This is a genomic window from Trichlorobacter sp., assembly GCF_034008105.1.
GTDB lineage: Bacteria > Desulfobacterota > Desulfuromonadia > Geobacterales > Pseudopelobacteraceae > Trichlorobacter.
In genome coordinates this window covers 36,251-50,179 of record NZ_JAVEPN010000002.1, presented here as the reverse complement: position 1 = coordinate 50,179, position 13,929 = coordinate 36,251, and the positions used below count along the sequence as shown (strand labels likewise).

The following is a 13,929-nucleotide window of genomic DNA, read 5'->3' as shown; positions in this document are numbered from 1 at the left end:
TTGATGAAAACCGAGCGCCGTCTAAGGCTCTTTATTGTTGCCAGAATCGCCGTAACGGTGCTGCTGCTGGCATCGATTGTCATTCTGAAACTGCAGGATCCCGAGGCCATCGACACCCCCGCCTACCGTGGCGTTGTGCTGTTGATGGTCTCGTCGTGTCTGTTTTCTGTGGTCTCTCTGGTTGCATTGCGGCGTCAACGTTGTCAACTGTTGCTGACCTACCTGCAGATCATCTGGGATCTGCTGTTTGTGACGCTGCTGCTGGTGTTTACTGACGGGATTGCCAGCCCCTATTCATTTCTCTATCTGTTGGCGGTCATGAATGCCGCCCTGTTGCTGTCGCGACGCGAGGCACTCTATACGGCAGCACTGAGCGGTATTTTATACGGCGCCCTGGTTGACCTGCAGTACTACGGCATGCTGACGACCATTGGTCTTTCCCCGCTGGCAGCCCTGCAGCGAGGCGGTGTGGTTGCGTTCTACACCATCTTCCTGCATCTGACCGGTTTCGTCCTGACCGCCTTTATCACTGGTTATCTTGCGGAACGGGCCCGCAGTACCGAAGATGCGTTGCGGACCAGCGAGGTCAACTATAAGGAGCTGCAGCGTCTGCACAGCAGTATTGTGCAGCATCTTGAAAACGGTTTGATGACGGTGACCCGTGAAGGGCTGATCAGGGTCTTCAACCCCTATCTCGAACGTCTGACCGGCATCAGCCAGGAGGCGGCCTACGGCAAGCCTTGTCATGCGCTTTTTCCTCAGTTACCCAGTGGTGAGCATGCTCAACGACAACCGCAACAGGGTGAGTTCAGTTATCGCACCGCCTCGGCAGATCCTTTGATAATCGGCTATACTACGGTGCCCCTGCATGATGCGCAGGGCGAACCGTCAGCGATGATCGTCACCCTGCGGAATCTGACCAAGAGTAAGCAGCTGGAACTGGCCCTCAAGCGGCAGGACCGCCTGGCAGCCCTGGGGGAGCTGTCGGCTCGCATGGCCCACGAAATACGCAATCCGTTGGCCGCCATCAGCGGATCGGTACAGCTCCTGGCGGGCCATGGCTGTCTGCGTGAACATGAATCGCGCCTGCTGGCGATTGTTACCCGCGAATCAGAACGCCTTAACGGCTTGATTACTGACTTCCTGGCCTATGCCCGTCCTGCGGTACCCCGTTTTGAACAGTTCAGGCTGGCTGACCTGGTGGATGACCTGGTGATGCTGTTGTCGGCAGATGTACGCTTCGAGAAGATCACGCTCGATACGCAGGTTGCCCCGGAACTGTTGGTCAAGGCTGATCGTGGTCAGCTACATCAGGTCTTGTTGAATCTGTTGCAGAATGGCGCTGAGGCCATGCCGCAGGGCGGCCTGTTGTCGCTGGCTGCCACACGGCAGGATGGGCAGGATGATGCAGGTCAACGGATTGCCCTGGTTGGCATCTCGGTCAGTGACCATGGCTGCGGGTTGAGTGAAGAGACCTGCCGTCACCTGTTTGAGCCGTTTTGGACCACCAAGCCGAACGGCACCGGTCTGGGGCTGGCGACGGTCTACCGGATCGTGGAGACCCATGGTGGTACCATTCAGGCTCACGCGCGTGAAGGTGGCGGGACGGTCTTTACCATTCTGCTGCCGATGGTGGAGGAGAGCGTATGAAGACCAGAATTATGGTGGTTGATGACGAACTCAGCATGCGGGAATTCATCTCGATCCTGCTGGAGCGCGAAGGGTATGAGGTGCTGACCGCAGCTGACGCCACCACGGCCCTTGAACGTCTGGCCGCATCGGCCATCGATCTGGTTATCTCCGATGTGCAGATGCCAGGCCTGAATGGTCTTGAGCTGTTGGCACGGATTCGCGAATCTAGTCCCGAAACGGCCGTATTGCTGATAACCGCCTATTCCACTGCCGAGCAGGCGGTTGAGGCGATGAAGCTGGGGGCCTATGATTACCTGGCCAAACCGTTCAAGGTGGAAGAGATCAAGGTGCTGGTCCACAATGCCCTTGAAAAGCGTGATCTCAAACGTGAAAACGTCATGTTGCGCGAGAAGGCCAAGGTCTGTGCCGGGTTTGGCAACCTGATCGGTACCTCGCCGCGTATGCGGGAGCTGTTTGCCCTGTTATCCAAGGTCGCCGACAGCGCCAGTACGGTTTTGATCCTCGGTGAGAGTGGCACCGGCAAGGAGCTGGCTGCCCGGGCGGTCCATGACAACAGTCCGCGTAAAACGAAACCCTTCGTGGCGGTCAATTGTGGCGCCATACCGGAAACCCTGATCGAGAGCGAACTGTTTGGCCATGCCAAGGGGGCCTTCACCGGTGCGGTTGGTGAGCGTGCCGGCCTGTTTGAACAGGCGCAGGGAGGCACACTCTTTCTGGACGAGATCGGTGAGCTGCCGCTGGCGATGCAGACCAGGCTGCTGCGGGTCCTGCAGGAACGGGAAGTGCGCCGGGTGGGGGGCTCAGCTACCAAAAAGGTGGATGTACGGGTATTGGCGGCCTCCAACCGTGATCTGGCCGAACAGGTCAAGGAGGGTAGTTTTCGCGAGGACCTCTACTACCGGATCAATGTCGTGCAGGTGACGATGCCCCCGCTACGGGAGCGGATTGAAGATATCCCTTTGCTGATCGAACATCTTGCCACCAAGCATGGATTGGTGGCAGCCGGAAGCGGCATCATCACCAGTGAGGCGTTGAAGTGTCTGATGAACTATCTGTTTCCTGGCAATGTGCGCGAACTGGGAAACATTGTCGAACGCAGTCTGGTCTTGAGCAGGGACAAGATCACCCTTGAAAGCTTGCCGGCACATGTCAAGGGTAGTGCCAAACGTTTCGACCTGCACTCCCCGGTTGCCATTCCCGATGAGGGGATTGCGCTGGAGCCGGCCCTCGAACAGTTGGAAAAACAGTATCTACTCAAGGCGCTGGAAAAATCCAGCGGGGTCAAAAAGAAGGCTGCCGAACTGCTGGGCATGTCGTTCCGCTCGTTTCGTTACAAGCTGGCCAAGTACGAGCTGGCCAGCGAGGCCGACGAACCGTGACCAGCTGATCAGTTTTTGTGGGGCGTAAGCGCTGGCAGTGGTATTTCATGCGCCCATCTTTATGTAGGTCTGTCAGGAGAAAAAACACATGCAAACAGCTGCTTTTAATCCAGCGTCGCTGCTGGTGACCGGCGGCGCCGGGTTCATCGGCTCCAACTTTATTCACCGTTTTGTGGCTCAAAACCCAGCCTGCCGTCTGATCAACCTTGATCTGCTGACCTATGCCGGCAATCTCAAGAATCTGACAGCGGTTGAGCAGAACCCCAACTACCGCTTCGTCAAAGGGGATATCGCCGATGCTGCCTTGGTGGCCTCGGTCCTGGCAGAAGAAAAGGTCGATGCTGTGGTGCACTTTGCAGCGGAATCCCATGTTGATCGTTCCATCAGCGGGCCGGAGATCTTTGTGCGCACCAATGTGCTGGGCACCCAGGTGTTGCTGGAGGAGAGCCGCAAACACTGGCAGTCCGGCACGGTCACGGATTTCCGCTATTACCAGATCTCCACCGACGAGGTCTACGGCAGTCTGGGGGAGAGCGGCTACTTTACTGAAGAATCACCCCTGGCCGCCAATTCGCCCTATTCGGCCAGTAAGGCCGGGGCTGATCTGCTGGTGCGGGCCTATCACGAGACCTTCGGCATGCCGACCCTGATCAGCCGCTGTTCCAATAATTACGGCCCCTTCCACTTCCCGGAAAAGCTGATCCCGCTCTTGATCGCCAACATCATCGCCAGCAAACCGCTGCCGGTCTATGGCGATGGCAAAAATGTACGGGACTGGCTGCATGTCCAGGATCACGCCGCAGCCATCGAGTGCGTACTCAAAGGGGCCGCCCCCGGTTCGGTCTACAACATCGGCGGCAACAACGAGTGGCAAAACATCGCCATCGTCGAGCTGGTCTGTGACCTGTTGGATGGTCGCCTGGGCCGTGCATCAGGCAGCAATCGGCAGTTGATCACCTTTGTCAAGGATCGTCCCGGCCATGACCGGCGCTACGCCATCGATGCCTCCAAGCTGAAGCGTGACCTGGGCTGGTCACCGGCCTACACCTTTGAGACCGGTATCGCCGAGACCATCGATTGGTACCTTGCCCATCAGGACTGGGTGGCCGAGGTGACCAGCGGCAACTACCGTGAGTATTATCAACAGCAGTACGGAGGTAGCCGATGATTCTGGTGGTGGGTGCCAAGGGGATGTTGGGCAGCGATCTGCTGTCGTTACTGGGGGAACGGGGGCGGGGAGTGGACCTGCCGGAGATCGATATCACCGATCTCGTGTCGGTGCAGCGGGTGCTGACCGTCCTCAAACCGCCAGTGGTGGTAAACTGCGCCGCCTACACCGATGTGGACGGCTGCGAGAGCAACAGCGAAACCGCCATGCAGGTCAACGCCGAAGGTGTGGCCTTTCTGGCCATGATCAGCCGCGAGATCGGCGCCAGGCTGGTGCAGGTCAGCACCGATTATGTTTTTGACGGCAGCAAGGGCAGCCCCTATCGGGAAGATGACCTGCCCCGGCCGCTGAACGTCTACGGCGAATCCAAGCTGGCCGGCGAGCTGAACGTGGACGTCAACCCGGACAACCTGGTGGTGCGCACCCAGTGGCTGTACGGTCTGCAGGGCAAGAACTTTGTGGAGACCATGCTGCGGCTGGCGCAGGAAAAGGACCATGTAAGTGTGGTGGATGACCAGATTGGTGCCCCCACCTGGACCGTTGACCTGGCCAGGGGGATCATCGCCCTGATCGAGGCCGGCTGCCGTGGCACCTACCATGTGGCCAACAGCGGTGCAACCTCCTGGAACGGTTTTGCACGGGCGATCTTTGCCGAAGCCGGTCTGACGGTGCAGGTGGAGCCGATGACCACCGAACAGCTGGGCCGGCCGGCCCGGCGTCCACTGCATTCCACCCTGGATTGCGGCAAGTTGACAGCCGACACCGGTTTGACGCTGCAGCCCTGGCAGGATGCCCTGCGTCACTATCTGGCACTGCGTGGTAAGGAGGCGTACTAGAACTATGGCACTTGAACAGGGAGAGCGTCCGTGGGGCACCTACACGGTGCTGGAGGAGAACAGCAGCTACAAGATCAAGCGGATCGAGGTGCAGCCCGGTAAGCGGCTGTCGCTGCAGAAGCACCATCACCGTAGTGAGCACTGGATCGTGGTATCCGGTACCGCCCGGGTGACCTGCGGTGAGCGGGAATTTGTGGTCAATGTCAACGAATCGACCTTCATACCGATCGGCGAACAGCACCGCCTGGAAAACCCGGGTAAGATCCCGCTGGTGATCATCGAGGTGCAGAGTGGTGAGTACCTGGGCGAGGACGACATCATCCGCTTTCAGGATGATTACCAGCGTACGGCCTGATCAAGGAGCATCATCATGTATGTCGTCATCCTGGCCGGAGGTTCCGGTACCCGTTTTTGGCCGGTTTCCCGCGCCGCCCGTCCCAAACAGTTGATCTCTGTGGTGGATGGACCCACCATGCTGCAGCGGACCGTGGAGCGGGTGCTGCCCCTGAAGCCCAAGCGGATTCTGGTGGTCACCAACCGTCTGCAGGCCGATGAGACGGAGTGCCAGCTGGCAGGTTACCGGCGACAGGCCCCCATCGACATCATTGCCGAACCGGTGGGGCGCAACACCGCACCGGCCATCGGCCTGGCAGCTGCGCTGATCGCTGCCCGCGACCCCCAGGCGGTGATGGCGGTGTTGCCGGCCGACCATTTTATCCGTGATGAAGCCGGACTGCGCGATTGCCTGCAGACCGCTGCCCAGGCTGCCCGCAACGGTTACCTGGTCACCCTGGGCATCGTGCCGACTCGGCCTGAGACCGGCTACGGCTACATCGAGGCCGACATGGCTCTGCGTGGCGCCGGGCCATTCCCGGTGCTGCGTTTTGTGGAAAAACCTCCACTGGAGCAGGCCCTGCGCTATCTGGAAGCGCGTAGCTTTCTCTGGAACAGCGGCATGTTCGTCTGGCGGGCCGATGTGATCCTGGAGGAGCTTGCCAGCCATATGCCGCAGCTGGCAGCCCAACTGGATACGTTGCAGTTCGGCAGTGATGTCTGGGAACTCTCCGATCTTGAACCGCAGATCGCAGCGGTGTATGCTCAGGTGGCCTCCGAGTCCATAGACTATGGGGTGATGGAACGCTCAAAGCGGGTGCAACTGGTGCCTGCCGACATCGGCTGGAGCGATGTGGGTAGCTGGTCGGCCCTGCCGGAGGTGCTGGAGGCGGACCAGAACAATAATGTGGTCACCAACAGCGTGGCCCATATCGCGGTGGAGAGTAGCGGCTGTATCGTCTCGGGGCATGGTGGCCTGGTGGCCACCATTGGCGTCAACGACCTGGTGGTGGTCAGTTCCGGTGACGCCCTGCTGGTCTGTCCGAAAGAACGGGCCCAGGATGTGCGTGCCGTGGTTGAGGCACTGAAGCTCCAGGGGCTGGACCGCTACCTGTAAGGTTATGCATAGCAGGGGGCCTTGTGCCCCCTTTGGTTGGAACTGCTTGTCAACTTTTGGGGTGCAGCAAGGGTTAACAATGCCTGCTACGGTGATTCAAGAGAGATTGGATGAGATTCGAGACAAGGGCTTGCTGCGCTCTCTGCGGCAGCTAGCGGGCGTTGGTCCCCGTGTTGTGGTGGAGGGGCGTGACTGTCTGTTGCTCTGTTCCAACAACTACCTGGGGTTGGCGGACCGGCTTGGGTTGAAGCAGGCAGCAGCCGAGGCCGCCTTTCGATTTGGCACCTCTAGCGGCGCCTCGCGGCTGGTATCGGGCAGTCTGGCCCTGCATGACGAGCTGGAGACCGCCGTTGCCACCTGGAAAGGAACCGAGGCGGCCCTGGTCTTCAATAGCGGTTATGCCGCCAACACCGGCATCATCGCAGCCCTGGCCGGGCGCGGTGATATCGTCTTTTCCGACCGGCTGAACCATGCCAGCATCATCGACGGGGCGTTGTTGTCCGGGGCCAGGCTGGTGCGCTATGCGCACAATGACACTGCCGATCTGGCACGGCTGTTGGAGCAGCACCATACTAAGGGCCTGCGGTTGATCGTCAGCGATGGCGTCTTCAGCATGGATGGCGATCTGGCCCCCTTACGGGAATTGGCTGCCCTGGCTCGAGAACACGATGCCCTGCTGATGGTGGATGATGCCCACGGTGGCGGAGTGTTGGGACCTGAAGGGCGGGGCAGTGCCGCCCTGGCCGGTGTGCAGGACGGGATTCATCTGCAGATGGGCACCTTCGGCAAGGCCCTGGGCAGCTTTGGCGCCTATGTGGCCTGCTCGTCACTGATGCGTGACTACCTGATCAACCGTTCCCGCAGTCTGATCTTTTCAACCTCGTTGCCAGCGGCGGTCTTGGCCGCTTCGCGGGCCGCCATCGATCTGGTGCGCTCTGGCGAGGGCGACCGTTTGCGGCAGCAGCTGGAGGACAATGTAACCCTGTTCCGCAGCCTGTTGCAGCAGGCCGGTTTCCGCGTACCGGATGGCAGCACGCCGATTGTACCTATTCTGGTGGGGGACCCGGTCACCACCATGCGTTTTTCGTCCCGCTTGCTGGAGCAGGGTCTGTTTGTGCAGGGGATCCGCCCGCCCACCGTGCCCCATGGCACCAGCCGGCTGCGGTGCACCATCATGGCCAGCCATAGCCAGGATGAGCTGCGGTCAGCCGCTGCCACCATCGGCCAGGTTGGGCGGCACTTGGGGGTGTTGTAATGTCGTTTCTGGAGTCTACGGCAGGCGGTCGTCTCTGCTATCACCAGCAGGGCAGTGGCCGGCCGCTGCTGTTCGTTCACGGCTGGTGCATGTCGGGCCAGGTCTGGCAACGGCAGCAGGTTCTGGCTGACCAGTACCGGGTGGTGACCTTTGATCTGCGCGGTCATGGGTACTCGACGGTGCCGACTGGCGGCATGGGGGGATTTGCTGGCTATGCTGCTGATCTGGTCGATCTGATGGAGGCCCTGGATCTGCAGGATACGGTGCTGGTGGGCTGGTCCCTGGGGGCACAGGTGCTACTCAAGGCCTTTGAGGAGATTGCGGCTCGGGTGGCCGGCATCGTTCTGGTGGGGGCCACGCCACGGTTTACTGCGGCGCCGCACTTTCCTTTCGGATTGCCTCCCAAGGAGGCCGAGGGGATGCGGCTCAAGATACGCCGTAACCTGGAGCGCACCCTGGACGGTTTTCACCGCCAGCTGTTCATGGCCGGAGAACTGGACAATCCGCAGTTGCAGGAAACGGTGCAGGCAATCCTGGCCGGGGTGCCGGTGCCATCAGCCGCAGCAGCCCTGGATGGTCTGGAGGCGTTGATGACGGCCGAGATGCAGCACGAGGCAGCGTCAGTCAGCTGTCCGGCGCTGTTGCTGCATGGCGATCAGGACCCGATCTGTCTGCCCCAGGCCTCGGCCTGGCTGGCGGAACAGATGCCTGCCAGCCGTCGGCTGCTGTATCATGGTTGCGGCCATGCCCCGTTTCTTAGTCGAGCGGATCAATTCAACCATGATCTGCGCCAGTTTGTGGAGGGACTCGATGCACGGCATTGATCGCGGACGGGTCGAGCGCTCCTTTCATCGTGGCGCTGGACAGTACGACCAGCACACCCCGGTGCAGCAACGGGTGGTACAGCGTCTGCTGGAACGTCTGTCAGCGGAGTTGTCACAGGAACCGCAGCGGGTACTGGATATCGGTTGCGGCACGGGACAACTGCTGCAACAACTGGCGCAGCACTATCCGCAGGCCAAGCTGACCGGTCTCGATCTTGCTCCCAACATGCTGCAGCAGGCGGCTGAACGTCTTGGTAACGGTGCCGAACTGCTGCAGGGCGATGCTGAACGGCTGCCAGGTAAGGACAACAGTTTTGATCTGGTGGTCTCGACATCCACCTTTCAGTGGCTGGAGGAGTGTGCTACCTGCTTTGGTGAGGTGCAACGGGTGTTGGAACCGGGTGGGCTGTTTTGCTTTGCCCTGTTTGGCGACGGTACCCTGTTTGAGCTGCAGAATTCCTGGCGCGGGGCGTTACAGCGTAACGACAGGCCTGTTCTTGAGGGGGGGGATGGTACCCACCGTTTCCATACCGTGGATCAGGTGAGGCAGAGTCTGGAACAGCAGGGGTTCATGGCCGTGGAGGTTGGAACAGAGCAGGAGCTGGTCTGGTACCCTGATCTGCCGCAGCTGCTGCAGGCCATCAAGCGGATCGGTGCCGGCACGGCCCATCCCCAGCGGGGAGGGGGGCTGGGCTGGCGGCGGGTGCTGCACGACATGGCAGCGCTCTACAGAGAACGATACGGCACCGACCTGGGTGTGCCGGCCAGCTATCAGGTTATCTATGGCACCGGTCGGAGATGATCAGGCGGTCAGCAGCGAAGTGATCAGCTTGCGGGCCAGGGGATGGATCACGCTGTAGTGCACCTCGACACCATCCCGTTTGCCTTCGATGATCCCCTTGTTCTTCAGCAGGGCCAGGTGTTGTGAAACGGTTGCCTGGGGCAGGTTGAGGCATTCCCAGATATGCTTGACGTTGCACTCGTTGGTACACAGGCCGGCCACGATCTTCAGACGGATCGGATGGCCCAGTACCTTCAGGATTTCTGCCTCGTTGTTGAAGCTTCTCGTCTTGTCAAAATCCGCCATGGTCAGGTCACTCGCCGTAATGAAATTTGGAAAACTATATATAGCAATAGTTTCTTTGTCAATTGATGGAAGATGAGAATTGATTAAGATTTGAACAGTTCGTTGCTGCGATGACAGGCGGCAGCATGGCCGGGTGTCTGCTCCTGCAGTGGCGGCGCCTGTTGGCGGCAGATGTCCTGGGCATAGTGACAGCGGGGATGAAACCGGCAGCCGGTTGGCGGGCCGTCGGCTGCGGCAGGTTCCTGTTGCAGCCTGATGGGTGGATGCTGATCGGATGATTGCAGCCGGGGGATGGCCGCCAGCAGGGCCTCGGTGTAGGGGTGTCGGTACCCTTTGAAGAGCTCGTTTGCCGGGGCAAGTTCCACCAAGGCTCCCAGGTACATCACCGCGATCCGGTCGCTAATATGACGCAGCACCGCCAGGTCGTGGCTGATGACCACCATGCTTAACCCTTGGTGGTGTTTCAGTTCCAGCAAGAGATTGATGATCTGGGCCTGAATAGAGATATCCAGCGAGGAAACCGGTTCGTCGGCCACGAGAACGGTCGGTTGTGCTGCCAGGGCCCGGGCGATGCCGATCCGCTGGCGCTGGCCGCCGGAAAATTCATGGGGAAACCGGTCGTAGAGTTCAGGAGAAAGCCCCACCTGCTCCATCAGTGCTGTTGCCATTAAGCGGCAGTCGTTACCGTGTGCCAGACCGTGAATCAGCAACGGTTCGGCAATGGCGTCGCCGATTCTCAGGCGGGGATTGAGCGATGAAAACGGATCCTGGAAGATCATCTGTACCGAGCGTCGAAACCGGCGTTGCTGCTCAAGGCGTAGCTGCTGCAGATCGTTGCCTTCAAAATGGATCGTGCCGCTGTCAGGGGCCAGCAGGCCGGTCAGCAGTTTGGCCAGGGTTGATTTGCCGCAGCCCGATTCACCGGCGACCCCCAGGGTTTCACCAGGGGCCAGTGACAGGCTGACCTGGTCCACGGCCTTCAAAAACCGTTTAGGTCCCTTGCGGGGGCCGTCGTCTCGCAGGGCAAAACTCTTCGAGACGGTCAATGCTTCCAGGATCGGTTGGGTCATAGACACTTCCAGCAACGGACCTGATGGCCGGCTGCAATCTCCCGCTGGGCCGGCATGTCGGCGGCGCACGGGGCAAAGGCATCAGGGCAGCGTTCTCGGAACGGGCAACCGGCCTGTTCCAGGGAAAGGTCCGGTGGTTGGCCGGGGATGGTGGCCAGCGGCGCACCGGGGGTGGCATACTCGGGCAGTGAGGACAGCAGGCCTTTGGTGTAGGGGTGGGCCGGGTTGTCCAAGAGCTGCCTGGTGGGTGCCGATTCGACGATCCGGCCGGCATACATCACATGCACCTGATCGGCGCGCTGGGCTACGATCCCCAGGTCATGGGTGATCAGCAGCAGCGCCAGGCCGTGCTCGGTCTGCAAACGGTCGATCAGTTCCAGTATCTGCACCTGAATGGTCACATCCAGGGCGGTGGTCGGCTCATCTGCGATCAGCAATACGGGCCTGCAGGCCAGGGCCATGGCGATCATCACCCGCTGCCGTTGTCCGCCGGAGAGTTGGTGCGGGTAATCGCGCAGCCGCCGCTCCGGGTCGTTGATTCCCACCAGGTGCAGCAGTTGGGCAGCCTCACCGATTGCCGCCGTGCGGTCAAGCCCCCGATGCAGCATGAGCGGCTCCATCAGCTGGTCGGCGATTCGCAACACCGGGTTCAGCGACGTCATCGGCTCCTGAAAGACCATCGCCATCCGGCTGCCCCGCAGGGAACGCAATGCTTCTGGTGCCAGTCCAACCAGCTCCTGATCCTCAAGGCGGATCGAGCCGGAAGCGATGCTGGCGCCGGGGGGCAGTAGCCCCATGATCGAGCGGGCGGTCATGCTCTTGCCGGAGCCTGATTCGCCCACCAGGGCCACGGTCTGGCCCTGCTCAATGGAGAGGGTCACCTGCTGCACGGCACGCACCACGCCGGTTGGGGTGCTGATGCTGGTGGTCAGGTCGTTGAGTTCAAGTAGTGCCATGGGCCGGCAGTGTACCTTGGTGGACTGCCCCTGTCAAATCCTGTCCTTGTATCGTATACGCGCTGTTTGCGGGGTGAAACTGTTTGACAGAGTGGCGGCAGTATGGTTCTATCTAACGGTTTTTTACTCACATGAATAAGCTCCTCTTTTTAATCATAGCCATCGTGGCGCTTGGGTGGTCTGCACCGGTCTCGGCTGTGGAACGTGACCTGATTAGGGTGGCGATCAGTCGCGCTGCTGACAGTGTCAACCTGCAGGGTGACGGCATGTTGGCCTTGCGCGAGACCGGTATGGCGGTGGTGTTGCCTCCTGCCGCCACGGTCAGCGTCGGGCATGGCCAGATCATGCTGGACGGGACCGGCTACCGCCGGCTGCGGATCACGGCGGCCGGACCGATCAAGGTTAACACCAAGTCCTACCGTGGCGTGCTGGAACTTTCGGCCTCAAACGGCGTGCTGCTGGTGATCAACGAACTGCCGCTGGAAGACTATCTGGTGGGGGTGATCAACAGCGAGATATCCTCCACCTGGCCGATGGAGTCGGTCAAGGCCCAGGCAGTGATCGCCCGTACCTATGCAGTGGCCAAGCGGATCGAACGGCATGGGTCTCCCTATCACCTGGAGGCGACGGTGATGGATCAGGTGTACTCTGGCAGCGATCTGGAGGACAGCCGTGCCGCCCGTGGGGTCCATGAGACTGCCGGACAGGTGCTGACCTATCACGGCAAACCGATCCAGGCCTTCTATCACGCCACCTGCGGCGGCAAGACCGAGGATTCGTCCCACGTCTGGGGGGCTGCGCTGCCGTATCTGAAAGGGGTCGATTGTCAGTACTGTGCGCTGGGCAATTCCAATACCTGGGAGCAGACCTTGTCGTTGTCCAGGCTGGAGACGGCCCTGAAAGTTGCCGGTCTTACCGATATCAAGCTTGGCTCCAGAAACAGCCGCGGCCGACTGAAAACCGTTCTGCTCAGCACCTCCCACGGCACAGTCACCATGCCGGCCACCAAGTTTCGCATGGCAGTCGGCTCCACCGTGATCAAAAGCACCAACTTCACAGTGCGGGTGGATGACGGCAGCGCCTATTTCAGCGGTTCCGGTTACGGACACGGGGTGGGACTCTGTCAATGGGGGGCCAAACAACGGGCCCTGGACGGTTTCAGCTACAGCGAAATCCTGTCCTATTACTATCCAGGAACCGAATTGCGTATCCTTGCCCCTGATGCTGGTTTCTGATTTTTGTTTTGATCTGCCTGATGAGCTGATCGCCCGCTATCCCGCTGCCCAACGGGATGCCTCCCGGCTGATGGTGCTTGAGCGCCAGGGTCAGACGATCAGTGAAACCAGCTTCGATCGCATCACCGACTGGCTGCGTCCTGGCGACCTGCTGGTGGTGAACGATACGCGGGTGATTCCGGCCCGCCTGTTTGGCGTTAAGCCCACCGGCGGCCGGGTCGAGATCTTTCTGGTGGAGCAGAGCGGCGAAGGGCAGCGCTGGCGCTGTCTGCTGCGTTCATCGAAAACCTGCCAGCCGGGTCAGTTGATTCATCTGCCCGATGACGTGACCGCAGAGGTGCTGCAACGGTCTGGCGAACAGGATTGGCTGATCGCCTTCAGCGGTTGCGACGATTTTGACGCCTGGCTGGAGCGGGTGGGCCAGATGCCGATCCCGCCCTACCTGGGCCGGGAGAGTGAAGAACTGGACCGTGTGCGTTACCAGACGGTCTATGCCGGTGTGCCGGGCGCCGTGGCGGCGCCCACTGCGGGGTTGCATTTTACCCCCCACCTGCTGGAACTGCTCCAGCAACGAGGCATAGAGCTGGCCACGGTCACCCTGCATGTGGGCTTGGGCACCTTCCAACCGATACGGGCCGAACGGGTAGAGGACCATGTCATCCACCGCGAGCGCTATCAGGTGCCTGAAGAAACCGCAGCCGCCGTTGCGGCCGTCAAAGGTCGGGGCGGACGGGTAATTGCGGTCGGCACCACCGCCTGCCGAACCCTGGAATACGTGGCTGGACAGGCCGGTACACTGCGGGCTGGGGCTGGCGAGGCCGACATCTACATCTATCCCGGGTATCGTTTTAAGGTGGTGGATGCCTTGCTGACCAATTTCCATCTGCCGGAATCCACCCTGCTGATGCTGGTTTCAGCCTTTGCCGGTCAGGAGTTCACGTTGCAGGCCTACAACGAGGCGGTCAGAAGGAAGTTCAGGTTTTACAGCTATGGCGACGCCATGCTGATTGTCTAGG

14 protein-coding genes are annotated in these 13,929 nt (G+C 60.5%); 11 read left to right on the top strand and 3 right to left on the bottom strand.

Features of this window, described 5'->3' with window-relative positions:
* Positions 1-3: 3 nt before the first annotated feature.
* The 9 genes from RBQ93_RS01845 (at position 4) to bioC (ending at position 9,367) form a co-directional block, all read left to right on the top strand.
* Positions 4-1,650 carry a two-component system sensor histidine kinase NtrB gene (locus RBQ93_RS01845; protein WP_320370300.1) on the top strand — a complete coding sequence of 549 codons (1,647 nt, stop codon included), beginning with the start codon at positions 4-6 and terminating at the stop codon, positions 1,648-1,650.
* Entirely contained in the window at positions 1,647-3,032 is a 1,386-nt protein-coding gene (locus tag RBQ93_RS01840; RefSeq protein WP_320370299.1) for a sigma-54 dependent transcriptional regulator, read from the top strand. Before RBQ93_RS01845 ends, RBQ93_RS01840 begins: the two co-directional genes overlap by 4 nt.
* A gap of 88 nt (positions 3,033-3,120) precedes the next feature.
* On the top strand, positions 3,121-4,200 hold the full coding sequence (gene rfbB / locus RBQ93_RS01835; protein WP_320370298.1) for a dTDP-glucose 4,6-dehydratase: 1,080 nt from the start codon (positions 3,121-3,123) through the stop codon (positions 4,198-4,200).
* Complete coding sequence (rfbD, locus tag RBQ93_RS01830; RefSeq protein ID WP_320370297.1) at positions 4,197-5,036, top strand: dTDP-4-dehydrorhamnose reductase; 840 nt, start codon at positions 4,197-4,199, stop codon at positions 5,034-5,036. Before rfbB ends, rfbD begins: the two co-directional genes overlap by 4 nt.
* Positions 5,037-5,040: 4 nt before the next feature.
* Positions 5,041-5,391 (top strand): cupin domain-containing protein, encoded by a 351-nt coding sequence (locus RBQ93_RS01825; protein ID WP_320370296.1) that lies wholly within the window; start codon positions 5,041-5,043, stop codon positions 5,389-5,391.
* A 15-nt stretch (positions 5,392-5,406) separates the two neighbouring features.
* A complete protein-coding gene (locus RBQ93_RS01820) occupies positions 5,407-6,486 on the top strand; it encodes a mannose-1-phosphate guanylyltransferase (protein ID WP_320370295.1) in 1,080 nt (359 codons plus the stop codon).
* 79 nt (positions 6,487-6,565) lie between these two features.
* On the top strand, positions 6,566-7,741 hold the full coding sequence (gene bioF, locus RBQ93_RS01815; RefSeq protein WP_320370294.1) for an 8-amino-7-oxononanoate synthase: 1,176 nt from the start codon (positions 6,566-6,568) through the stop codon (positions 7,739-7,741).
* Complete coding sequence (locus tag RBQ93_RS01810; protein ID WP_320370293.1) at positions 7,741-8,565, top strand: alpha/beta fold hydrolase; 825 nt, start codon at positions 7,741-7,743, stop codon at positions 8,563-8,565. The genes bioF and RBQ93_RS01810 overlap by 1 nt, the downstream gene beginning before the upstream one ends.
* Positions 8,552-9,367, top strand: coding sequence for a malonyl-ACP O-methyltransferase BioC (gene bioC, locus RBQ93_RS01805; RefSeq protein ID WP_320370292.1), 816 nt, complete (start codon positions 8,552-8,554; stop codon positions 9,365-9,367). Before RBQ93_RS01810 ends, bioC begins: the two co-directional genes overlap by 14 nt.
* On the opposite strand, the gene RBQ93_RS01800 is transcribed toward bioC, so the two are convergent.
* The 3 genes from RBQ93_RS01800 to RBQ93_RS01790 form a co-directional block, all read right to left on the bottom strand.
* Positions 9,368-9,652 (bottom strand): metalloregulator ArsR/SmtB family transcription factor, encoded by a 285-nt coding sequence (locus tag RBQ93_RS01800; RefSeq protein WP_320370291.1) that lies wholly within the window; start codon positions 9,650-9,652, stop codon positions 9,368-9,370.
* Between the two features lie 83 nt (positions 9,653-9,735).
* Positions 9,736-10,722 carry an oligopeptide/dipeptide ABC transporter ATP-binding protein gene (locus RBQ93_RS01795; protein WP_320370290.1) on the bottom strand — a complete coding sequence of 329 codons (987 nt, stop codon included), beginning with the start codon at positions 10,720-10,722 and terminating at the stop codon, positions 9,736-9,738.
* Positions 10,719-11,678: an ABC transporter ATP-binding protein gene (locus tag RBQ93_RS01790; protein ID WP_320370289.1), complete on the bottom strand. Its 960-nt coding sequence runs from the start codon at positions 11,676-11,678 to the stop codon at positions 10,719-10,721. Before RBQ93_RS01790 ends, RBQ93_RS01795 begins: the two co-directional genes overlap by 4 nt.
* 131 nt (positions 11,679-11,809) lie before the next feature.
* On the opposite strand from RBQ93_RS01790, the gene RBQ93_RS01785 reads away from it, so the two are divergent.
* Entirely contained in the window at positions 11,810-12,913 is a 1,104-nt protein-coding gene (locus tag RBQ93_RS01785; protein ID WP_320370288.1) for a SpoIID/LytB domain-containing protein, read from the top strand.
* Positions 12,900-13,928, top strand: coding sequence for a tRNA preQ1(34) S-adenosylmethionine ribosyltransferase-isomerase QueA (queA, locus tag RBQ93_RS01780; protein ID WP_320370287.1), 1,029 nt, complete (start codon positions 12,900-12,902; stop codon positions 13,926-13,928). The genes RBQ93_RS01785 and queA overlap by 14 nt, the downstream gene beginning before the upstream one ends.
* The last annotated feature ends 1 nt before the right edge of the window (position 13,929 follow it).